The 21,776-nt window shown below is 34.5% G+C and carries 20 protein-coding genes and 2 tRNA genes; 12 read left to right on the forward strand and 10 right to left on the reverse strand.

What is annotated here, in order from left to right; translation table 11 throughout:
- Entirely contained in the window at positions 1-3,132 is a 3,132-nt protein-coding gene (locus P178_RS0101150; protein ID WP_081819370.1) for a tail fiber domain-containing protein, read from the forward strand.
- A gap of 124 nt (positions 3,133-3,256) precedes the next feature.
- Here P178_RS0101150 and P178_RS0101155 read toward each other — a convergent pair.
- Both P178_RS0101155 and P178_RS0101160 read right to left on the reverse strand, forming a co-directional pair.
- Positions 3,257-3,329, reverse strand: a tRNA-Lys gene (locus P178_RS0101155).
- Between the two features lie 95 nt (positions 3,330-3,424).
- Positions 3,425-3,500: transfer RNA gene (locus P178_RS0101160), tRNA-Lys, on the reverse strand.
- 131 nt (positions 3,501-3,631) lie between these two features.
- On the opposite strand from P178_RS0101160, the gene P178_RS0101165 reads away from it, so the two are divergent.
- Positions 3,632-4,156 (forward strand): shikimate kinase, encoded by a 525-nt coding sequence (locus P178_RS0101165; RefSeq protein WP_316929974.1) that lies wholly within the window; start codon positions 3,632-3,634, stop codon positions 4,154-4,156.
- On the opposite strand, the gene P178_RS0101170 is transcribed toward P178_RS0101165, so the two are convergent.
- Positions 4,148-4,645, reverse strand: coding sequence for a phosphoribosyltransferase family protein (locus P178_RS0101170; RefSeq protein ID WP_027064515.1), 498 nt, complete (start codon positions 4,643-4,645; stop codon positions 4,148-4,150). The two genes, P178_RS0101165 and P178_RS0101170, sit on opposite strands and share 9 nt — an antisense overlap.
- Before the next feature lie 48 nt (positions 4,646-4,693).
- Positions 4,694-5,122: an RNA-binding S4 domain-containing protein gene (locus tag P178_RS21215; protein WP_051638135.1), complete on the reverse strand. Its 429-nt coding sequence runs from the start codon at positions 5,120-5,122 to the stop codon at positions 4,694-4,696.
- Between the two features lie 78 nt (positions 5,123-5,200).
- Between P178_RS21215 and P178_RS0101180 the strand changes: the two genes are divergently transcribed.
- On the forward strand, positions 5,201-6,160 hold the full coding sequence (locus P178_RS0101180) for an FKBP-type peptidyl-prolyl cis-trans isomerase (RefSeq protein ID WP_027064516.1): 960 nt from the start codon (positions 5,201-5,203) through the stop codon (positions 6,158-6,160).
- Between the two features lie 72 nt (positions 6,161-6,232).
- On the opposite strand, the gene P178_RS0101185 is transcribed toward P178_RS0101180, so the two are convergent.
- Positions 6,233-6,823: a porin family protein gene (locus tag P178_RS0101185; protein ID WP_027064517.1), complete on the reverse strand. Its 591-nt coding sequence runs from the start codon at positions 6,821-6,823 to the stop codon at positions 6,233-6,235.
- A gap of 238 nt (positions 6,824-7,061) precedes the next feature.
- Here P178_RS0101185 and tgt point away from each other — a divergent pair, with 238 nt between their 5' ends.
- The 6 genes from tgt to P178_RS0101215 all read left to right on the forward strand — a co-directional run bounded on the left by tgt (position 7,062) and on the right by P178_RS0101215 (position 14,307).
- Positions 7,062-8,192, forward strand: coding sequence for a tRNA guanosine(34) transglycosylase Tgt (gene tgt / locus P178_RS0101190; protein WP_027064518.1), 1,131 nt, complete (start codon positions 7,062-7,064; stop codon positions 8,190-8,192).
- Complete coding sequence (locus P178_RS0101195) at positions 8,192-9,274, forward strand: LptF/LptG family permease (protein ID WP_027064519.1); 1,083 nt, start codon at positions 8,192-8,194, stop codon at positions 9,272-9,274. Before tgt ends, P178_RS0101195 begins: the two co-directional genes overlap by 1 nt.
- A complete protein-coding gene (locus P178_RS0101200; RefSeq protein WP_027064520.1) occupies positions 9,261-10,160 on the forward strand; it encodes a DMT family transporter in 900 nt (299 codons plus the stop codon). The genes P178_RS0101195 and P178_RS0101200 overlap by 14 nt, the downstream gene beginning before the upstream one ends.
- A 49-nt stretch (positions 10,161-10,209) precedes the next feature.
- Entirely contained in the window at positions 10,210-11,163 is a 954-nt protein-coding gene (locus P178_RS0101205; RefSeq protein ID WP_027064521.1) for an acetyl-CoA carboxylase carboxyltransferase subunit alpha, read from the forward strand.
- A gap of 166 nt (positions 11,164-11,329) precedes the next feature.
- Positions 11,330-12,880 carry a replicative DNA helicase gene (gene dnaB / locus P178_RS0101210; protein ID WP_027064522.1) on the forward strand — a complete coding sequence of 517 codons (1,551 nt, stop codon included), beginning with the start codon at positions 11,330-11,332 and terminating at the stop codon, positions 12,878-12,880.
- 164 nt (positions 12,881-13,044) lie between these two features.
- Positions 13,045-14,307, forward strand: coding sequence for a hypothetical protein (locus P178_RS0101215; protein ID WP_027064523.1), 1,263 nt, complete (start codon positions 13,045-13,047; stop codon positions 14,305-14,307).
- A 111-nt stretch (positions 14,308-14,418) separates the two neighbouring features.
- Here P178_RS0101215 and P178_RS0101220 read toward each other — a convergent pair whose 3' ends face one another.
- Both P178_RS0101220 and P178_RS0101225 read right to left on the reverse strand, forming a co-directional pair.
- Positions 14,419-15,780, reverse strand: coding sequence for a hypothetical protein (locus P178_RS0101220; protein WP_027064524.1), 1,362 nt, complete (start codon positions 15,778-15,780; stop codon positions 14,419-14,421).
- A 20-nt stretch (positions 15,781-15,800) separates the two neighbouring features.
- Entirely contained in the window at positions 15,801-18,218 is a 2,418-nt protein-coding gene (locus P178_RS0101225) for a TonB-dependent receptor (protein WP_027064525.1), read from the reverse strand.
- A 148-nt stretch (positions 18,219-18,366) separates the two neighbouring features.
- Between P178_RS0101225 and P178_RS22505 the strand changes: the two genes are divergently transcribed.
- On the forward strand, positions 18,367-19,338 hold the full coding sequence (locus P178_RS22505) for a helix-turn-helix domain-containing protein (protein ID WP_051638133.1): 972 nt from the start codon (positions 18,367-18,369) through the stop codon (positions 19,336-19,338).
- A 47-nt stretch (positions 19,339-19,385) separates the two neighbouring features.
- On the opposite strand, the gene P178_RS0101235 is transcribed toward P178_RS22505, so the two are convergent.
- Entirely contained in the window at positions 19,386-20,180 is a 795-nt protein-coding gene (locus P178_RS0101235) for an HAD family hydrolase (RefSeq protein ID WP_027064526.1), read from the reverse strand.
- A 94-nt stretch (positions 20,181-20,274) separates the two neighbouring features.
- Here P178_RS0101235 and P178_RS0101240 point away from each other — a divergent pair, with 94 nt between their 5' ends.
- Both P178_RS0101240 and P178_RS0101245 read left to right on the forward strand, forming a co-directional pair.
- A complete protein-coding gene (locus P178_RS0101240) occupies positions 20,275-20,697 on the forward strand; it encodes a secondary thiamine-phosphate synthase enzyme YjbQ (protein ID WP_027064527.1) in 423 nt (140 codons plus the stop codon).
- Positions 20,698-20,729: 32 nt separating this feature from the next.
- Positions 20,730-21,008 (forward strand): EF-hand domain-containing protein, encoded by a 279-nt coding sequence (locus P178_RS0101245; protein ID WP_027064528.1) that lies wholly within the window; start codon positions 20,730-20,732, stop codon positions 21,006-21,008.
- Between the two features lie 36 nt (positions 21,009-21,044).
- Here the strand turns inward: P178_RS0101245 and rplT are convergent, their stop codons facing one another.
- Together rplT and rpmI are read right to left on the reverse strand one after the other, a co-directional pair.
- On the reverse strand, positions 21,045-21,389 hold the full coding sequence (gene rplT / locus P178_RS0101250) for a 50S ribosomal protein L20 (RefSeq protein ID WP_027064529.1): 345 nt from the start codon (positions 21,387-21,389) through the stop codon (positions 21,045-21,047).
- Between the two features lie 97 nt (positions 21,390-21,486).
- On the reverse strand, positions 21,487-21,684 hold the full coding sequence (gene rpmI, locus P178_RS0101255) for a 50S ribosomal protein L35 (protein ID WP_027064530.1): 198 nt from the start codon (positions 21,682-21,684) through the stop codon (positions 21,487-21,489).
- Between the last annotated feature and the right edge of the window lie 92 nt (positions 21,685-21,776).

Raw genomic sequence — 21,776 nt, forward strand, 5'->3', positions numbered from 1 at the left:
ATGAAAAGAAATTACGTTTCAGTACTGGTAATAGTTGCCATGATGTGTGGCTCTTTTATACTAAATGCACAACAAAAGAATTATATTAATTATCAAGGGGTTGTAAGAGATGCTGATAATGAATTAATGGTTGAAGAGTCTGTTGAAATCGGTATTGCTTTAAAATTTGGAACTTTTAATGCTCCTATTCAATATCAAGAAAATCATTTTATTACAACAGATATAAATGGTGTTTTTAGTCTGCAAATTGGTAGCGGAATCAGTAATAGTGGTGATTATGAGAATTTACCATGGGGAGAAGCTTCATTTGTAGCGGTTTCTTTTAATGGTTCAGAATTGGGTACGACCGAATTAATGGCAGTACCGTACGCGATAACTTCAGGTAGTGATCAGTGGATTGTTGACGGAAATACTATAGCGAATAAGAATATAGGAGAAGTCCGTGTTACCAATGATTTAAAAGTTTTTGGCCAGTTTACATTAAACGATGGTAATGCTGTGAACGAAATATCTGATGATGGAACGTTATTAGAAAACAGTAGTAATATTTTACCAACACAAAAAGCTGTCAAGACTTATGTTGATAGTAGGGTTGTTGGTGGTGGAGAATCTCAAAATGCAGTAGAAGTACCGTTTGATAATTCGGAATCCGGACTAACGGCAATTAATGTTCAGGATGCTTTAGATGAACTTGTTATCGCAGGAATGGGAGGTACTGATGATGATATAGATTCCACCAACGAGCTACAAGATATTTTCCTTTCTGGAACCGATTTGAATATTACGGATGGGTCCACCATAGATTTATCGGCTATTATCCCGCCTGGTGGCACAGATGACCAAAATGCTTCTGAAGTTCCTTTTGACAATACGGGAACAAGTCTTGCTGCTGGTGATACACAAGCGGCAATAGCAGAATTGGCAGCTGGAGGTTTAGTAGATACAGATGATCAGGATTTATCACTATCAGGTACGATTCTACAAATTACAGATGGTGCTAGTGTAGACCTTTCTCCAATTATTCCACCTGGTGGTACAGATGATCAAGAAGCATCCGAAGTTCCTTTTGACAATACTGGAACAGGTCTTGCTGCGGCAGACACACAGGCGGCAATAGCTGAATTGGCGACTGGTGGGATGGTAGATACTGATGATCAGAGTCTATCACTTTCAGGAACTATGCTTCAAATTGATGATGGTACTGGAGTTGATTTAGCACCACTTATATCTAGTAGTGGTCATGATAATCAAAGGTTGGATTTTAATGAATCTACTGGAACATTAAAAATTGAGAATGGAAATGCTGTTAATTTAAGTAGTTTGACAGATGCTGATTCAGATCCTGAAAATGAAATTGATGTGACTAGAAATCATGGACTTCTTGTGGGTGATGATGGAATCATAGATGGTTTGGTAGGTACAGCTGATGGACAGGTAGCAAAGTGGGATGCAGCCTTAGGTAATTGGGTTGCCGGAACGGATGAAGTTGGAGGAGGTAGTGCAAGTTCAGTTTGGAATGAAGTAGCGGACGGGATAAATTATAATGATGGTAATGTCAGCATTGGGACTACTTTTTCTGGACATACTCCGGGAGCTTCAAAATACTTTACTGTATCCGGCGGAATAGCAAATGGTGATTTTGGAGCTATTGAAATAAAAGGGAGACAGAGTACTGTTGGTATGCCAATAGGAAGATTTGGCTTTCTTTCATTAGGGAGTACTGGTTCTACCTTTGAAATTGCACGTATAGAAACAAGGATGTCTGATGGCGCTCAGTTTCGAGGTGATCTTGGTTTTTTTACAATGGATGGCGCAAATTCAGCAGATGCCTTACTTCAAGAACGAATGACTATAAAAAGAACTGGTAATGTTGGTATTGGTACTACAAACCCAACAAGTAAGTTAGATGTTGATGGCACTATAAAATCATCTGATTTATCCGGGACTGGAGAAAGAAATGTAGTTGCAGATGCCGATGGTAATCTTATGATTGGCGGTGATATTGGGGCGATAGTTAATATAAATGATTTAGCTGACGGAAAGTCTAATGAAGAAGGGTCGTCATTGTATGTAGGAAACGGTGCTGGAAATAGAGATTCTGATTTAACAGGATTAAATGTAGGAATAGGTCCTATTGCACTTTATCTGAACGAAAGTGGTGAGCAGAACACTGCCATTGGGAGTGCGGCATTGTACAATAATACAGATGGTAATTTTAACGTCGCTTTAGGAAGAGCTGCACTTTACGCAAATATAAATGGTGAGGGTAATACAGGTATAGGTTATATTGCTCTACAGGCAAATACTACTGGTCAATATAATACAGCAACTGGTCTTAATTCTTTATCGAAGAATGAAAATGGAGATCGAAATACAGCTATGGGTAGTTTTAGCCTTTTTAATAATTTAAATGGAATCTATAATACTGCTATTGGAGCTAGTGTACTTTCTCAAAATACAATAGGAAATTATAATATAGCAATTGGGAGTAGAGCTCTTGATGAAAATGTAAGTGGTGATTATAATACAGCAAATGGATATCAAGCACTTCAAAATAATACTACAGGAGACTATAATACGGCTATAGGTCGTCGTTCTTTATATCAGGTAATTGGCAGTTGGAATACCGCTGTTGGTAATGATGCATTAGGTGATTTGTTAACTGGAGTTAATAATATAGGTATAGGGGCAGATTCTCAAGTTCCTAATAGTAATGGTTCTCATCAAGTTCGCATCGGTAATACCCAAATTACTTACGCAGGTGTTCAAGTAGCTTGGAACATCACTTCTGATATGCGTTGGAAAAATGATGTACAGAATTTATCTTATGGACTAAACATAATTAATAAATTAAGACCTGTTGATTATATTCGAAAAAATAATGATAGCAAGATTCGAGAAATTGGATTCATTGCTCAAGAAGTTGAAGTATTATTAAATGACCTAGGCTATTCTGAACAAGGTATCTTGAGTAAAGATGATCAAGGATTTATGAGCTTAAGATACAATGATTTTATACCTGTACTTACAAAAGCCATTCAAGAACAACAAGCTATAATTGAAGAGCAAGAAATAAGAATACTAAATTTAGAAGAACGGTTAGTCAGATTAGAGGCTATAATCGAAAAATAGTTGAGTTTTTTTGTTTTAATAGATGATGCAAAAGATTATACCTTAATTTATTTTCAATGTTACATTCAGCAAACAGGCTAAAACAAAAAAACCTCCAAATAATTAATATTTGAAGGTTTAAAAGTGACCGGGCTGGGGCTCGAACCCAGGACCCTCTCCTTAAAAGGGAGATGCTCTACCAACTGAGCTACCAGGTCAAAAAATCTTAAGAACGTTAGCGTTAATTACTTATAAAATAAGTTTGAACGCTTAAATAAAAAAGCCTCTTTTTGGTGAAGAGGCTACTATTTATTGGTGACCGGGCTGGGGCTCGAACCCAGGACCCTCTCCTTAAAAGGGAGATGCTCTACCAACTGAGCTACCAGGTCAAAAGCAAATTCGGAAAACAATTCCCTCAATGCGGGTGCAAATATAAGTCGATTACTTTATTTAACAAACCCTTTTCAAGATAAATTTATTTTTTTTTGAAAAACGTATTAATTAGTCCAATTTTGTACAAATGAATAATGTGAAAATAGTATTGGTAGGGTATATGGGGAGTGGAAAGTCAACTGTAGGAAGAATAGTTGCTAACCATTTGAATATTAATTTTTTAGATTTAGATGATTATATCGAGGAAAATGAGAATATGTCTATAGCTTCTATTTTTGATACAAAAGGGGAGATATATTTTAGAAAAAAAGAAATTGAATATTTAAATAAAATATTTTCAACTGATGATAGTTTTGTTCTCTCTCTTGGTGGTGGTACTCCTTGTTTTGGTGATAATATGAGGTTGGTAAATGATAAAACTGCTAATTCCTTTTACTTAAATGTGGGTATAGACGAACTTACAAATCGTTTGTTAAAAGAAAAAAATCATCGTCCTATGATTTCTCATCTACAAGATGAAGAACTGACCGAGTTTATAGGTAAACATTTATTTGAAAGAAGCTTCTTCTATAATCAAGCACATCAAAAGATAAAAAGTAATAACAATACACCAACGGAGATTGCAGAAATGATAGTAAACAAACTAGCTTAAGTACACTCTGTCATTTTTGGATTCAAAATGAACATTTACATGCTCTTGTAATGAGGTAGATAATGAAATTCCCTTGTAGTCTGCTTTTACTGGGTATTTCTTATGATTTCTATTCACTAATACCGCAGTTTTAAGTTGTTTTAAAGGAGTTTTTAGAAAGTGGTGTACACCATAAATTAGGGTTGTGCCAGAATTTAACACGTCATCTACTATAACTACAGATTTATTTGTAAACTCTTCATCTCGTATTGATGTGGTAACTCCACTTGATAATGGATCTTTCTTGTCCATCGTTAGCTTACAAAGAACAATTTTAGCCTCAGTAATTTTTTTAAGCTTAGCTACAATCTTCTTCGCAAACTGAAGTCCACCACCCTCAATACCAGCAATAATAATTTCCTGTTCAGAAACATTTGCTTCATAAATTTGATAAGCTATTCGTTCAATTTTATGCTGAATCTGTTGGTGCGTAAGTATGGTTTGTTCCATGTATTGTTCTTAAAAGAATAAAGATAAGTATGTTTTTAAAAGTTTAGGCTAATCTTCAACTTCTTTACTATTATTATCGGGTTCTACAGTTTTACTTTCATCATTTTTAGAAGGTGTCTCCAAATAATCGTCAATATCTCTCCTGTCTTTTTTGGTGGGTCTACCAATTCCTTTTTTGCGATAGTAATCTTTAGAATACTGTAAAAGCTCGTTATGCTCAAACGCTTCTTTTGGTGTCGTATCCTTTCTATAGATGTCAACTAATTTAGCACCAACGCGACTTGGTGGTATGTCAAGAACCGTAAATTTATAATCTATTTGATTTTTGCGCACTACAATTTGATCCATTGGGAATACTTCCCTTCCAGGTTTAGCGGCAAGACCATTAATTTTTGCATGCCCTTTTTTACAGGCAGTAGTGGCTATGTTTCGCGTTTTAAAATATCGTGTGCTCCACAAGAATTTATCTATGCGCATTACAGGTTGTATTTCTTTGTTAACTTCCAAACAAAAATAGGGGAAAATTGTATCTTGCGCGTTTAAAATATATTATTGATGAAATTGAAAAATGTCTATTTGCTAATAGCTGGCTTACTTATAATAAGTTCATGTAAGAAGGATGATGATTCTATTGGAGAAGTTGTGCCGCCAAGGTTATTAAGTGAAGTTACTGTTGAGGACGATGCCGAAATTATAGAATTTTTAAAAACACATTTTTTTAACGAAGAAGAGTTTGAAACAACACCAGAGGGTTTCGATTTTAAAATTAGGTTTGATACCATTGCAGGTGAAAACAGTACCAAACGTTCAATTTTTGACCACCCAAATTTAATTACGCAAACAATTTCTGTTGATTCTGAGAATTTAGGAAGAGCAGATGATAACGAGATTATTGACCAAACGTTGTATACTTTAGTTGTGAGACAAGGTGCGGTTGATGGTAAACCAACAATAGGGGATTTCTCTATACTTAGATATGAAGGTCTGTTGTTAGATGGTACTCTTTTCGACGCTTCTACAAATCAACCGGTGCGTTTTAACCTTTCTTCTGTAGTAAGGGGTTTTGGAAATGGAATGAAAAATTTTCAAACAGGAACCGGTCCTTTTGAAAATGGCGATGGAACAGTAAGTTATGAGGATTATGGTATTGGAGCTATTTTTATGCCTGCAGCATTAGCGTATTTTGATTCATCACCAAATTCTGATGTACCTTCATATTCTCCATTAATTTTCAAAGTTGACGCCATGACTTATGAGCCAGACTCCGATTTTGATGGCGATGGTATTCCTTCAATTTTAGAAGATTTAAATGGTAACGGAAATTTAAATGACGATAATACGGATGATGAATCTGAAGGTTTTTCTGTGTATTTGGCTAACTTTAATGATAACGATGATGATAATGATGGAATTTTAACCATTGATGAAATAGAACTAGATGCAGATGGTAATTTTGTAGGGTTCTTAGATACAGATGGTGATGGTACACCTGATCATCTTGATAATGACTTATAGTGAATCATTTTAAAACATAAAAAAACCTCTTAAGAGTACTTAAGAGGTTTTTTGTTTCTTGTTAGTTTGTGTTTATAGTGCCAAAGACAAACTTAATATCAATTGATCTGGTCTTGTATCGATTCTGCTAGGACCAATATTAGTTATATTGGTATTTATGAAGGAAGCTTCATTATTACTAAATCCTCTTTCATAACGTAAATCTAATCCAAGTTTACCAAAACTAACACCAGCACCAATATTCATCCCAACGGAAAAATCATTTTCTACATCATCAATAGTAACACCGTCAAACTCGGTATCTAAAATATATTGAAAGCTAGGTCCGGCAAATATATGTAGCGGTCCAATTAGATTAATTCCTAAAAGGACAGGAACATCTAATTTACTCATGTCAAAATCGGCTCCGTCATAATCAGACTTTGTTTTAGTATACACCAATTCTGGTCTTACATAAACTTTAGAAGCTCCAAATTTTCCAAATACACCAACATGGTATCCCACATTTCTATCAGGGTTTCTCGCGGCATCACCGGCAGATTCAAAATAATCTCCGTTTGCGTTGTAGTTTAATCCTCCTTTAATTCCGAATCCCGAATCGCTCTGTGCTACCCCATAAAACCCAGAGAGTGCCATAAAGGCAACTAAAATTGTTTTTTTCATATTCATTGTTGTTTAGGTGGAACAAGTAGCAAATACGATACCAAATGTTCCATTTCTCGTTATACCATCAGAACGGAGGTAAAATATCTTTATTGTTTATCATTGCTTTTGGGTCAATCTCAATTTTATTAAGTTACAATTTTGAACATGTTGCTTTCACTGTTTCATAAACATCTTTGCTTTTTATTAAGTTTTTCCCAAACTCAGTTCATTATATTTGCAGCTAGATTTAGAAATTTTGAAATTTACACTACACAATACCGATACTCAATCAAAAGCTAGGGCAGGAACTATGGTAACTGACCATGGTATTATTGAAACTCCAATTTTTATGCCCGTTGGCACGGTTGCTTCTGTAAAAGGGGTACACCAAAAAGAATTAAGAGAAGAAGTAAATCCTGATATTATCCTTGGTAATACCTATCATTTATTCCTGCGTCCAAAAACTGAAATTTTAAAAAAGGCTGGCGGACTCCATAAATTTATGGGATGGGATAGAAATATACTTACCGATAGTGGTGGGTATCAAGTTTATTCTCTTTCAGCAAATAGAAAGATTAAGGAGGAGGGTGTTAAGTTTAAATCTCATATAGATGGGTCTATGCATTTATTTACACCTGAAAATGTAATGGAAATTCAACGTGTCATTGGAGCTGATATTATTATGGCTTTTGATGAATGCACACCTTACCCTTGCGATTATAATTATGCAAAACGATCAATGCATATGACACATAGGTGGTTAGACAGGTGTATTAATCATTTAGAAAAAACACCTTTTGAATATGATTATGAACAAACGTTTTTTCCGATAGTACAGGGATCTACCTATAAAGACTTAAGAAGACAATCTGCAGAATATATTGCAAACGCGGGTGCAGAAGGCAATGCAATTGGCGGACTATCTGTTGGTGAACCAGCAGAAGAAATGTATGGTATGACCGAGGTGGTTTGTGAAATTCTACCGGAAGATAAACCAAGGTATCTTATGGGAGTAGGTACCCCAATTAATATTTTAGAGAATATAGCGCTGGGTATAGATATGTTTGATTGTGTGATGCCTACAAGAAACGCTAGAAACGGAATGTTGTTTACGGCACATGGTACCATAAATATTAAAAATAAGAAGTGGGAAGATGATTTTTCCCCTTTAGATGACATGGGAACGACATTTGTAGACCGTGAGTATTCAAAGGCATATTTAAGACATTTGTTCGCAGCCAATGAATATTTAGGCAAACAAATAGCAACAATTCATAACTTAGGCTTTTATATGTGGTTAGTGCGTGAAGCACGTAAACATATTATTGCGGGAGATTTTAGAGCTTGGAAAGATATTATGGTTAAACAAATGGATAAAAGGCTATAATGCTATCAATAATAGATAAATACATTCTTAAAAGGTATTTGGCGACGTTTTCGTTAATGCTCTTGTTATTTATTCCCATAGGTATTATGGTGAATTTAGCGGAGCAGATCGGTAAAATGATCGATAATGAAGCACCGTTGAATGAAATTGTAATGTACTATGTAAATTTTACTATTTATATAGGTAATCTATTATTCCCAATTTTTTTATTCCTCTCGGTTATATTTTTCACTTCCAAGTTGGCAAACAATACTGAAATTGTAGCCATTTTAAGTTCTGGGGTTTCTTATGGTCGTTTTTTAAGACCGTACATTATTGGTGCATCTATGATCGCTGTTTTAATGTTTTTTATGACCATGTTCATTGTGCCCAATGCAAGTGTGGGCTTTAATGAATTTAAGTACAAATACCTTAAAAAAGGGAAACAAGATAGGGTTACCAACAATATATTCAATCAACTTAATGAAACTGATTTCATTTATGTAAGTAGTTTTGATCCGGCAAGACAGCTAGGGCATAACTTTACTTTTGAGCGTTTTAATGAGAATAATGAACTTGATTTTAAAATTTCTGCCGCAAATATTCGCTGGGTAGAAAAAGACTCTAATTACAGACTTACATCTTATAAAAAACGAACCGTATTTGGGGACACCGCTTTTATAGAAAGTAAACGACGATTAGATACCATATTCGCTTTTGATATTGGCGACCTAACACCAGTATCTTACGTAGCTGAAACAAAAAATCTTTTTGAGCTAGATACGTTTATAAAAGATCAAAAACGAAAAGGAGCATCTAACATAAATACTTATATTTTAGTTAAATACAAGCGTTGGGCATTACCGCTAACTGCATTTATTCTAACACTTATAGCGGTATCCGTTTCCTCCGTTAAAAGACGTGGTGGAATGGGAGCAAATTTGGCATTCGGTATATTGATCGCATTTATATTTATATTTTTTGATAAGGTATTTGGAGTATTAGCGGAGCAGTCTGGCTTTTCGCCTTTACTTGCTGTAATTATACCTAATGTAGTTTTTGGATGTTTAGCATTTTATCTACTTCAAAATGCAAAAAGATAAAAATCTAAACCTACTACATTTACATTTTATAGTCTTTATTTGGGGCTTTACAGCCATTTTAGGAAAGCTTATTACCATAGATTCATTACCATTGGTTTGGATAAGAATGGGATTGGCTACACTATTTATCGCCGTTTATATTTTAATTGCGAAGTTTAGTTTAAAGGTTTCAAAAAAAACACTTTGGTGGTTAATAGGTGGTGGTATTGTTGTAGCTCTGCATTGGGTAACTTTTTTTCTGGCGATTAAAGTTTCTACAGTCTCCGTAGCGCTTGCAATGATGTCTACAGGAGCCTTTTTTACAGCCTTAATGGAACCATTTTGGTACAAGCGTAAAATTATTGGTTACGAAATATTCTTTGGCTTAATGGTGGTTGTAGGTCTCTATTTAATTTTTAAAGTAGAAACGGAATATGTGTATGGCATGACGATAGCATTGATATCTGCCTTTTTAGCAGCGGTCTTCTCCCTAATAAACGGTAAGTTGGTTCAAAATCATAAACCGTCTGTAATTAGCTTCTATGAACTGGGCGTAGGTGTTGTTTTCTTATCTATAATTTTGATAGTTAAAGGAGATTGGAATTTGTCATTAGTGACATTACCAAGTATGGATTGGATGTACTTGCTTGTATTAGCGCTTATTTGTACTGCTTATGCATTTATCGCATCTGTAAAGATAATGCGTGTTTTAACTCCTTATACGGTGATGTTGACTACAAATTTAGAACCAGTTTACGGTATTCTATTGGCTTGGTTCATATTTGGCTCTGACGAAGAAATGAAACCAATGTTTTATGTTGGAGCCTTAATTATACTCACTACGGTCATTGCCAACGGTATTTTGAAACAAAGAGCAAATATTAAAAAAAGGGTACCCAAGATTTAGGTATTAAAGTTTTATCTTTGAGCCGCAACTAAAGAAACTTTATTGAAATATGGAATATTTGGATTTTGAACTTCCTATTAAAGAACTGGAAGAGCAATTGGACAAGTGCATGGTAATTGGAGAGGAAAGTGATGTTGATGTTACAGAAACATGTAAACAGATTGAGAAGAAACTTGCCGATACTAGAAAAGAGATTTATAAGAATTTAACTGCATGGCAACGCGTACAATTATCTAGGCACCCAAATAGACCTTATACATTAGATTATATAAAAGCTATTTGTGGTGATACGTTCTTGGAGCTTCATGGTGATCGTACTGTGAAAGATGACAAGGCTATGATCGGTGGTTTAGGTAAAATTGGTGATCAGAGTTATATGTTCATTGGTCAGCAAAAAGGATATAATACTAAAACTCGACAGTATCGTAATTTTGGTATGGCAAACCCAGAAGGGTATAGAAAAGCATTGCGCTTAATGAAATCTGCCGAAAAATTTCAAGTTCCTGTAGTTTGTTTAATTGATACTCCGGGTGCTTACCCAGGTATTGAAGCAGAGGAAAGAGGACAAGGAGAAGCCATTGCTAGAAACATTCTTGAAATGACACGCCTTAAAGTGCCTATAATTGTTGTAATTATTGGTGAAGGAGCGTCTGGTGGTGCATTAGGTATAGGTGTTGGTGATAAGGTGTTAATGCTTGAGAATACTTGGTATTCCGTTATTTCACCAGAATCTTGTTCTTCTATTTTATGGAGGAGTTGGGAGTATAAGGAAAAAGCTGCTGAAGCTTTGAAACTAACGGCTACCGATATGAAAAAATTGAAACTTATTGATGAAATCATAAGAGAACCTGCTGGTGGAGCACACTCTAACAGAGAAAAGACTTTTGATACAGTGAAAAATAAAATTTCCTCTCATTTTGAGGATTTGCAAAAGTTATCACCAAAAGAACTGGTAAATCAACGCATGGATAAATATGCACAAATGGGCGTTTTTAACGGCTAATCTGCATTTTAGGCTTATTAAAAATATACCGAGGATTTTATTCCTCGGTTTTTTTATGTTATCAACAGAAAATCGTAACTTATTAACAGTCAATTGTTAGTCAACTGTGAACATCGAAACTGATGTTTTTCACGTTAACTAAAGGTTAATTGTATACTTTCGCACTATGGAGAACACGAAACCCTTTGTCGCTCGAAAGATTGACAAATCTAATATTATAAGCCTTCAAAAAGGTAAGATTCCGCCACAAGCTATTGATTTAGAGGAGGTTGTGTTGGGTGCTATGATGATAGATAAAAAAGGTGTTGATGAAGTTATAGATATTTTACACCCAGATGTTTTCTATAAAGACGCTCATAGATTTATTTATGAGGCTATTTTTATTCTCTTTGAAGAGTCGCAACCAATTGATTTATTAACCGTTTCGTCACAACTTAAGAAAGCGGGTAAATTAGAGGTTTGTGGAGGCGATTTTTATTTGATAAAATTGACTCAAAAAGTAGCATCATCTGCTCATATTGAATTTCATGCACGTATCATTCTTCAGAAATTTATTCAACGTAGTTTAATTAAAATTTCTGGTGAAATTATCGAGGAGGCATATGATGAGGCGATTGACGTATTTGATTTGTTAGATACTGCCGAAGCAAAATTATATGATGTTACCCAAGGTAACTTAAAACGTTCTGCCGAGACTGCGCAAGATTTGGTGATACAAGCTAAAAAGCGAATTGAAGAAATTGCTGGTAAAGAGGGGATGAGTGGTGTTGCCTCAGGATTCGATAAATTAGATAAGCTTACTTCGGGTTGGCAACCAAGTGATTTAATTATTGTTGCTGCACGTCCTGGTATGGGTAAAACGGCATTTACCTTATCTATGGCTAGAAATATGGCTGTAAATACAAATACACCAGTAGCTTTCTTTTCACTTGAGATGTCCTCGGTACAGCTTATTACTAGATTAATTTCTTCTGAAACAGGATTGTCTTCAGAAAAATTAAGAACGGGTAAGTTAGAAAAGCATGAGTGGGAGCAACTGAACGTAAAGGTGAAAACTTTAGAGAAGGCGCCTTTGTTCATTGATGATACTCCGTCTTTATCTATATTCGATTTACGTGCAAAGGCAAGACGTCTTGCCTCTCAACATGGTATAAAAATGATTATGATTGATTACTTGCAGTTAATGACAGCTGGTGGTAGTCAAAAAGGAGGAAACAGGGAACAGGAAATATCTACAATTTCTCGAAACCTAAAAGCACTCGCTAAAGAATTGAATGTGCCTGTAATTGCATTATCTCAATTATCTCGTGCCGTGGAAACACGTGGAGGTAGTAAAAGGCCTATTCTTTCGGATTTGAGGGAATCTGGAGCAATTGAGCAAGATGCCGATATTGTTTCGTTCATCTATAGACCAGAATACTATAAGATTGAAGAGTGGGATGATGAAGAACGTACACCAACTCAAGGTCAGGGAGAATTTATTGTTGCAAAACACCGTAATGGTGGTTTAGAGAATATTAGATTGAAGTTTATTGGTAACCAAGGTAAGTTTGATAACCTTGATGATTTTGACTCTCCGTTCGAATTCCAATCGAAAATGAATGCTAATGAAGAGAACCCATTTGCAACTAAAAATTTACCAAGTGCTGATGATGCCTTTGGTAGTAGCATGAATAGTAGTCCAGATTTAGATGAGGATAATGATGTACCTTTTTAAACTGTAATATAAATATATATTTAAAAAGTCTCCATTAGTGGAGACTTTTTGCGTTTGTAGTAAATCTATTTTCTGGAATATCACTTTACAATACCTTTAACGATAACCCAATTAACGACCAAAGTTTTTACTTTATCTTTGAGTTAATGTCTTGAATATAATATATGTCTAAAATTGTATCATCAGTATTTTTTCTTCTTTTATCAGTGCAGCTATTTGCGTCATCCATATTGATTCCGATGGATTCTGATACTCAAAAAAACCATTTAAAAGCCTATGGTATTACGTATTGGGTTTTGTCTAAACAGCAAAAAGTACAATGGCTACTAAACTATCGTGGCGGGTCATTTTTACTTCCGGATGGGGAAAGTATACGTAAAGAATGTCAAATACGAGGAGTTAGTTTTGAAATTTTATCTGATGAACAGGCAAACGGTATCTTAGATGAGATTAGTAGTCCCTCTAAAAATCAAGATGCTGTTATACTTGAGAAAGCACCAAGAATAGCGGTCTATTCTCCAAAAGACAAACAACCGTGGGATGATGCTGTGACTATGGCATTGACGTATGCGGAAATTCCGTATACCACTATATATGATGAAGAAGTATTAGGAGATAAATTGGCTTTATATGATTGGTTACACTTACACCATGAAGATTTTACAGGGCAGTATGGTAAATTCTACGGTGCTTATAGAGCAACACCTTGGTATATAGAAGGGAAAAAGAATGCAGAGAAACTTGCTAAAAAACTTGGGTATGATAAAGTATCTGAAGAAAAGAGGGCCGTTGCATTAAAAATTAGAAATTATGTTATTGGTGGCGGATTCATGTTTGCTATGTGTTCTGCTACAGATAGTTTTGATATTGCATTAGCTGCTGACGGAATTGATATTGTAGAGCCAATGTTTGATGGTGATGCTTCTGACCCTAATTATCAGGCAAATTTAGACTATAATAAAACTTTTGCTTTTACAGATTTTATATTGGAAAGAAGCCCTTTGAAATATGAGTTTTCATCAATCGATATGACTAATAAAAGAGGGAATGTACCAAAAGAATCCGATTATTTCTCGTTGATGGATTTTTCCGCAAAATGGGATCCTGTTCCTACAATGCTATGTCAAAACCATACTTCTTTGGTTAAAGGTTTTATGGGGCAAACCACGGCTTTTACACGAGACCAAATTAAACCAACTGTTTTGGTGTTAGGTGAAAATAAGATAAACGAAGAAGCAAGATATATTCATGGAATTAAGGGCAAAGGTTTTTTTACATTTTATGGAGGTCATGATCCTGAAGATTATCAGCATAGGGTAGGTGACCCAAAAACGGAGTTAGAGTTGCATCCTACTTCACCGGGATATCGTTTAATTTTAAATAATGTGTTGTTTCCGGCTGCAAAAAAGAAAAAGCAAAAGACTTGATAGCAAATTTAAAATCGATGTAAATAAAAACCGTTGTCAAAATTTAAATTTTGACAACGGTTTTTTAATAAGTTATATTCACTACCGAACTGAATAAATATGACTACTGGTCTAGAATACACCTATGAAGTGACTACCAGCAACATTAACTAATTCAGCACCCTTGGTAACTTCACCAGTTTCTGTTTCAACAACATAGATATTTCCGTTTTCTCCTACTGCACCTTGAGTAAGATAAATTTCTGTTCCGTCAACTACAAAACCTTGGTATTGGAATAAGTAGAAATCTGGATCATAAGGAATAGCGTCAATTTTAACTGCCGTTTTAGCATTTAAATCTACCAATGCAAAAAATCCTTGAGCACCTGCAACACCTTCTGCAGAACCATCATGACGGTAAGCTAGTACAGCTTTACCATTTGCAGCTGGTCTCCAGGCAAGAATATAAGCACCTTCAATACCTAAGGCATCATCTAAATTAAAGTCGTAAGTATTGTCATATTCATTATCGGCACCAATTTTTAAGATATAAGATCCTTCTGGATCGCTTTGGTTAGCTTGATATACGCTACCGTTGTATTCGAAAGAATTAATGCTACGGTATCCATTTGTGTTACCGTGACCAACAGTAGAAGTAATAACAGATGGATTAAGTAAAGATGGGTAATCTAATATGATAGTTTTAGAACCTAAAATCTCATAATCACTATCACTTTCTGCAGTTGCAGGGTCAACTTTACTTAAACGAGCGCCAATATATAATTTGTCTCCAGCTTCATTTAAAGTAGGCATATCAATTCTAGAGATGTAATAACCGTTTGCTTCCTCTTCATCACTTAGGGCAACACTATGTTCTTGAAATTCTTTTATGGAAGAATTCACTAAATCTAAAGTCACAACACCAATTGTTGCTTCTGTACGAGTATAATTGTCATTCTCATCAAATTCATTTTCCGTATTTACATAAACCGCAGCACCGGTTTGGTCTCCATCAAATAATTTTATCCATCTTGGAGCAGTACCTACATAGGGAGCTATACTTACTTCTGAACCTGAAGGTGTAAAAGTTTGTCCGCCTTCTACAGTATATTTTGTATAGTTTCCACCAGTATCTCCTGCGTAGCTAATATTGAAAATAGTATTACCATCTTCAGATGATTGTAATCTTGCCGTTCTGTTAGAAGGTGCAATAAAACCGTTTTCAAAAGGCGCTATAGAAACAGTTGGGTCTTTTGCATCATCACTAGTTACAGAATAAATTAGGGTTCCTCCGTTACCATCACCAGGGTTGTCACCCATTTTAGCAGCAGCTACAGTTATCCATCTTGGTTCTTCTGGTTCTTCTGTTTCCGGTTCTTCAGTATCTGGTTCAGGAGTTACAACTGTATCATCTTCACTACTACATGCGGTCATTAGACTAGCTGTTAATATAATGGCAGCAAAGGTTTTAATGTTTAGAAAAGTTCTTTTCATCTTAGGTGTTATTTAAATAATTAAAATTTATTAATTGCGTAATTTAATTTTACATAAAAAGCCCTACCTGGTTTTTGTACAGATAGATTATCGTAGACTGGTTTGTCAAATATATTTTTGATGTCAAAACTCATGACAAACTTTTTGTTAGGGAATGTGTAACTGAGTCCAATATCTTGTGATAGTTGTTGTGGAACCTCAAAAAACTCATTTCCAACAGTATTAGTTCCCTGTGAGGTTAAGAATGAAAATTCATCAGTGAAATAAGCATTGTAGAAAAGATTTAATTGAGATTTCTTTAATACTACATCTTTAAAGAAATATCGTAGCCCCGCGTTCATGGTAAAGAATGGAGTGTTTGGAACATCTATTTCAATACCTTGATTTATAATTTTTAAATCGAAACGAGATACATTAAAGTTGAGACCAAAATTTTTGTTGTAAGAGTAATTAACTTGAGCATCTATACCCTTAGACGTACCACTACCTTGATTTACGTAAACAATTAATTCGTCATCGACATTTAATGACGTTTCAATAGGGAGACCAATTCTATCTTTAATATTTCTTGTGAAAACGTTTGTAGAAACAGTGAAATCATGTTTTTTGATATTAAAAGAGCCAAATCTGAACCCAAGATTATAGTTATCACTACTTTCTGGGTCTATGCTAGAATTGGCAACTACGTTATCTCCATCATCACCAAAAACCTCTGTTTCATTGGGTAGGCGAATAGCTTTTTCTGCAGATGCCAAAAGTGTTATGTTTGGTACAAGCTCATATGAAGCAGCAAAACCATACCCGTCATATTTCTTATTACTACTAACAACTTCATCAACAATAACATCGTTTCCGTTAGAATCAGTTTCTATAGCAGGATCAACACTTACAGTCTTTTGCTGATAATGTTTTCCAAATAGACTTGCTTTTAACTTTTCATCGAATGCGGTTACTTCATAGGATAAAGAATAGATGTTTTTATGTAAATCTCTTGTGCCAAGGAAGGTGTTTTCCAATACAGATCTTAGGGCATCACTATCTTCTCTATCAATTCCGCTATATACATGATTTACAGTTAATTTATGATTGTCGTTAATAGCATATGATACCCCAGTTCTAATTGAAGCTACATTTCTTTTAATTTTTGCTAGGGTAGGACCGCCCTCTTGTTGAGAACGCCATGTATATTGATATTCATTTCCTCTAAAATCTATTGCTCGTTCTCCGTTCCAGCTGTATGCCCAAGAAACAGTATCGTTAACTACACGGTTTCTTTTTCCGTACAAACCGTTTACGGAAACATCAAGTCCTTTGGTGAATAGATTTTTCTTTTGATAATTTATACTTCCCAATAGCGCATCAGACTCTAAAAATCTATCCTTGTAAGGTGTTATAGTCATAAAGGCTCCGTGCTGCACCTCTTTATAATCATCAGAACCGGTAATGCCTATAAAAAATTGATCTGCCCATTTTACATCGGTAAAACCAATTTCGGCTCTCCCTCCAGTAGATCTATAAGCATCATTAAATCTTCTTGCTGTTATAGGTGTTTGTACGCCTCCTAAACCTGTAACAACGACACTTCTACCTGATACTTTATAGTCATTGTCAGAATAGTTATGGAAAAGAGATGCTTTAACGGTAAAGCCTGATTTTTCAAAACGATATAATCCATTAACATTAGTTTGTAAAGTGTTGAACGATCCGTAAGATACAGAAGCATTGAAATTTGTTTTTGCATCGTTATGCAGCACTATATTTATTGCCCCACCTAAAGCATCATCTGCTAAATGCACTGGTACCACACCTTTGTAAACCTCAATATTTTTAATCATTGAAGGCGGAATGCTGTTAAGGTTAAATGAGTTTCCATAAGTAGAAATAGGGATTCCGTCGATAAATATGCGCACCGAGTTTCCAGATAGCCCATTTAAACTATAAGTAACTTCTGAACCGAGTCCACCGTTTTGGCGAATTTTAACTCCTACTGTAGTGTTTAATAATTCATTGGTTTGAATATTTCGTAAGCTAGCTTCTTCCGTATTTATTGCATTTACCGCAAAACCCTTAGTTTCAATTTGGGTTTCTTTGGTTTTACCTTTTACGGTTACTTCATCTAAATTTTCTGTGGATTCTTGTAGGGTGAAATTTATCTCTTTTAATCTGGTATTTTCACTAAGCTTAAAAGTCTTAAAGCGTGTAGTATAACCAACAAAGGATACAATTAGCTTATGCTCTCCTTTGGGTACTTTATTAATAGTGAAATACCCATTTTCATTGGTGAGAACACCAAGCTTTGTGCCTTCTATAAGAACACTTGCAAAAGGTAATGGAGTGCCCGATGTGTCTTTTACTGTCCCTGAAATTGAACTAAAAATATCTTGCCCTTGAACAGTTGTAAATAATACTAAAAGAATTGCCGTTAAGAAGTTTTTCATTTGAATTTAAAAAAGCTACTAATGTTTATTAAGATTTAGTCTAAATAAATTAGTTTTGCAAATCTAACGCAGGATTGAAAAGGGAAGTGCCGAGAAAGGAATTTAAACATACGCGAAAGGAAGTAATGCTTTGCGATAGAAAATGTATATGAATATAGAGTTGCTACGTAAAGAAATAAGGGTAAAGGAGTTGTTTGAAAATAGCTACATTAATAACTCTGTGCAGTTCAATGAAGTAGAGGTGACAACCAAGGATAATACTTCATTTATAAGAGGCGCAGACTTTTCTAATACAAAATTAATTCAACAATTTGATTCTGAGATTTGTGTAACGAGTGATGAACATTTAATTAAATTTCATTTTTCTTTAGAGGGAGCTTACAATTATCAACCTTTAAGACATATAAAATATTTGGTACAAATTCCAGAAAATCACTGCAATATGTTTTATTATCCAACTACAGAAGGTAGAGATATTTTCTTTAAGAGTAACGCTAAGTTGTTTGAGATTTATGTTAAGCCTAGTCTTTTACAAAATCTTTTAGGGACTGAATTTGAAAATTCTTTTAAGAAATTAAAAGAGGCTATTGTCAATTCTAATTCATTTGTATTATGGGACAAAAGTAAATTTATACCTCCTAACATTCGAAGCAAGATAAATGAGATTATACAATGTCCGTATAAAGGCGAGATCAGAAAGACATATTTAGAAAGTAAGCTTACGGTACTATTAATAGATTTTCTACTGGGTAGACAGACTTCTAAACTTTCCAAGAACAATATAAAATTGTTGAATTCAGATTATTTGGCGTTGGTGAAAGTTGAGGCTTACATAAGAAATAACCTCAAGGAACCATTAAAAATTTTAGACTTAGCAGACATAGCTGGTTTTAATACTACAAAATTAAAAAGAGATTTTAAAAAAGTATATGGTGTTCCTGTATTCAAATATATAACTGCGTTGAGAATGGAGGCTGCCAAATCTTTAATTACGCAAGACGGCGCAACCATTGCATTTGCAGCATACGAAGTGGGTTATGCTAATCCACAACATTTTACTACTGCCTTTAAAAGAACTATGGGGTATCTGCCAAGTGAGCTAAAACCTGCGGTTGAGTAATTCGGATTTATTTGCAGTTGTTTTATAATTTTTATTGAATGGAAAATTTATTTAATTAGCATCTTAAGAATATGTTCAACACCATTATCATCATTACTCAAAGTTTCGTACTTGGCAATTTTCTTCACATTAGGATGAGCATTTTTCATGGCAAAGCCAAAATCAGACAATGCGAGCATTTCTAGATCATTGTTGTAGTCACCGAATACCATTATCTCATCTGAACCAACATTGTAGCTTTTCATTAATTTTTCTAATGCGTATCCTTTATTGGCATTCATACTTGAAATGTCTAACCAATTTTCTCCAGAAACTTTTACTTTCAAATTATCTTCAAAGTGTTTTACGTAAGGATAAATATGTTGCTCAGAACTTTCAAAATGATATATGGCAATTTTAATCACTTCAGATTTGAAGTTAGATAGATGTTCCACTATTTCAAATTCAGTATAATATTCAGCTAATTTTTCGACAAATTCGTTAGACTTGTTGGTTAGGTATGCTTTATGTTTAGTGCAAATAACAGGATGAATTCCAGGTATTTTATCAAGTGTTTTCAGTATATCCTCAACGTAATGTTTGTCTAGTGGCGTAGCTAGAAGCTCAGTTTGCTGTTTCATGGCAAAACCTCCATTTTCTGCAATTACAATGATATCATCTTTAATAGTATATAATTTATCAATTATACTATTGTATTGTCTGCCACTTGCGGCTACAAAGGTTATACCTTGAGATTTTAACCCTTTAAAGAGTTCAAAGAATTGGTCACTAACTTCATGTTGTGAGTTTAAAAGAGTCCCATCCATATCAGAAACAACCATTTTTATCTTTGATAAATCCATATACATTAAATTTTGCAGCAAAGATATTTGAATGCCGGTTAACAAGGGGATGGTATAGCTTAAAGTTTTACCTTTATTTAATTAATTATATATGATGAAGTTGTTTCAAAAAGAGGTAGTTCTACCTTCATATTCAAGAGGGTTTCACATTGTTACAAATCAAATTGTTTCAAAAATACCAGAGATAGAAAAAATAAATAACGGTTTCCTTCAGGTATTCATAAAACATACTTCTGCAAGTCTTACCATTAATGAGAATGCGGATCCCACTGTAAGAGAAGATTTTGAATCGCATATTAATATTTTAGTTCCGGAAAATGCCTCATATTACAAACATGACTATGAAGGATCAGATGATATGCCGGCGCATATTAAATCTTCATTAATGGGAGCATCTGTGCAAGTGCCGGTGACTAATGGTAGATTAAACATGGGTATATGGCAAGGAATTTACCTGTGTGAACACAGAAATTATGCCTCAGGTAGAAACCTTGTATTGACATTATGGGGAATTTGATTTAAATTAAGGTCAATAAAAATAAAGGAATTATGACAACTGAAGAATCTATATTAAACAAGATACAAATACTCATTACTAATCATTTTGAAACACCTGAAATGGCTTTTAATTTTTTTGATAAGGATAATGATCAGAAACTTACAAAAGGAGAGATAGTAAAGCTATTGAAGGATGCTGAAATAAGCGGATTTATTAGAGGTATTGTAGGGTCAAAACTTATAGAAGGATATGATAAAAATGGTGACGAATTAATAGACTGGGAAGAATTTAAATTGGCCATTGCTAAAATTAAAAAATCCGATTCGTGAGAATCGGATTTTTCAAAAAGTGAGATTGTTATTAATTTATTTTACCTGATCTACAACTGCCTTAAAGGCGTCTGGGTGGTTCATTGCTAAATCTGCAAGAACTTTTCTGTTAAGTTCTATGTTATTAGCTTTTACTTTTCCCATAAATTGAGAGTAAGACATTCCGTGTTGTCTGGCACCTGCATTAATACGGGTAATCCATAATGAACGGAAAGTTCTTTTCTTGTTTCTACGGTCTCTATAAGCATATAACATTGCTTTTTCAACCGCATTTTTGGCTACTGTCCAAACGTTTTTACGTCTTCCAAAGTAACCTTTGGCTTGCTTCATAACCTTTTTTCTTCTGGCTCTTGAAGCTACTGCATTTACTGATCTTGGCATTTTTTTCTAATTTTTTGTAGTAGGCGCCCTCTTTATTTTAAGGAACTTTTATGGCCTAACTCCATGGTTAATAATTTTACCTTTTAAAGAACTTAGTTTACTTTAAACGTAACTGCTCTTTAATACTGTTAACATCTGCTTGATGAACTAAACCATCATGTGTTAACTTTAGCTTACGCTTTTTAGACTTTTTAGTCAAGATGTGACTCTTAAAAGCGTGCTTTCTTTTAATTTTACCTGTACCTGTAAGCTTAAAACGCTTTTTAGCACTGGATTTTGTTTTTTGTTTAGGCATTTTCTCCTAGTTTATATATTAATCTCACTTTGCATGCTAAACGCTGCCCACAATTGCAAGCAGCGTTTAGTATTTTATAAATACATTCGGTA

Source organism: Maribacter sp. Hel_I_7 (assembly GCF_000688315.1).
Taxonomy (GTDB): domain Bacteria; phylum Bacteroidota; class Bacteroidia; order Flavobacteriales; family Flavobacteriaceae; genus Maribacter; species Maribacter stanieri.

Excerpts from the sequence above, each read along its gene's own strand:
- P178_RS0101150 (WP_081819370.1), top strand. The coding sequence starts at position 1 with ATGAAAAGAAATTACGTTTCAGTACTGGTAATAGTTGCCATGATGTGT.
- P178_RS0101165 (WP_316929974.1), top strand. The coding sequence starts at position 3,632 with ATGAATAATGTGAAAATAGTATTGGTAGGGTATATGGGGAGTGGAAAG.
- P178_RS0101170 (WP_027064515.1), bottom strand. The coding sequence starts at position 4,645 with ATGGAACAAACCATACTTACGCACCAACAGATTCAGCATAAAATTGAA.
- P178_RS21215 (WP_051638135.1), bottom strand. The coding sequence starts at position 5,122 with ATGCGCATAGATAAATTCTTGTGGAGCACACGATATTTTAAAACGCGA.
- P178_RS0101180 (WP_027064516.1), top strand. The coding sequence starts at position 5,201 with ATGAAATTGAAAAATGTCTATTTGCTAATAGCTGGCTTACTTATAATA.
- P178_RS0101185 (WP_027064517.1), bottom strand. The coding sequence starts at position 6,823 with ATGAAAAAAACAATTTTAGTTGCCTTTATGGCACTCTCTGGGTTTTAT.
- P178_RS0101195 (WP_027064519.1), top strand. The coding sequence starts at position 8,192 with ATGCTATCAATAATAGATAAATACATTCTTAAAAGGTATTTGGCGACG.
- P178_RS0101200 (WP_027064520.1), top strand. The coding sequence starts at position 9,261 with ATGCAAAAAGATAAAAATCTAAACCTACTACATTTACATTTTATAGTC.
- P178_RS0101205 (WP_027064521.1), top strand. The coding sequence starts at position 10,210 with ATGGAATATTTGGATTTTGAACTTCCTATTAAAGAACTGGAAGAGCAA.
- dnaB (WP_027064522.1), top strand. The coding sequence starts at position 11,330 with ATGGAGAACACGAAACCCTTTGTCGCTCGAAAGATTGACAAATCTAAT.
- P178_RS0101215 (WP_027064523.1), top strand. The coding sequence starts at position 13,045 with ATGTCTAAAATTGTATCATCAGTATTTTTTCTTCTTTTATCAGTGCAG.
- P178_RS0101220 (WP_027064524.1), bottom strand. The coding sequence starts at position 15,780 with ATGAAAAGAACTTTTCTAAACATTAAAACCTTTGCTGCCATTATATTA.
- P178_RS0101225 (WP_027064525.1), bottom strand. The coding sequence starts at position 18,218 with ATGAAAAACTTCTTAACGGCAATTCTTTTAGTATTATTTACAACTGTT.
- P178_RS22505 (WP_051638133.1), top strand. The coding sequence starts at position 18,367 with ATGAATATAGAGTTGCTACGTAAAGAAATAAGGGTAAAGGAGTTGTTT.
- P178_RS0101235 (WP_027064526.1), bottom strand. The coding sequence starts at position 20,180 with ATGGATTTATCAAAGATAAAAATGGTTGTTTCTGATATGGATGGGACT.
- P178_RS0101240 (WP_027064527.1), top strand. The coding sequence starts at position 20,275 with ATGAAGTTGTTTCAAAAAGAGGTAGTTCTACCTTCATATTCAAGAGGG.
- P178_RS0101245 (WP_027064528.1), top strand. The coding sequence starts at position 20,730 with ATGACAACTGAAGAATCTATATTAAACAAGATACAAATACTCATTACT.
- rplT (WP_027064529.1), bottom strand. The coding sequence starts at position 21,389 with ATGCCAAGATCAGTAAATGCAGTAGCTTCAAGAGCCAGAAGAAAAAAG.
- rpmI (WP_027064530.1), bottom strand. The coding sequence starts at position 21,684 with ATGCCTAAACAAAAAACAAAATCCAGTGCTAAAAAGCGTTTTAAGCTT.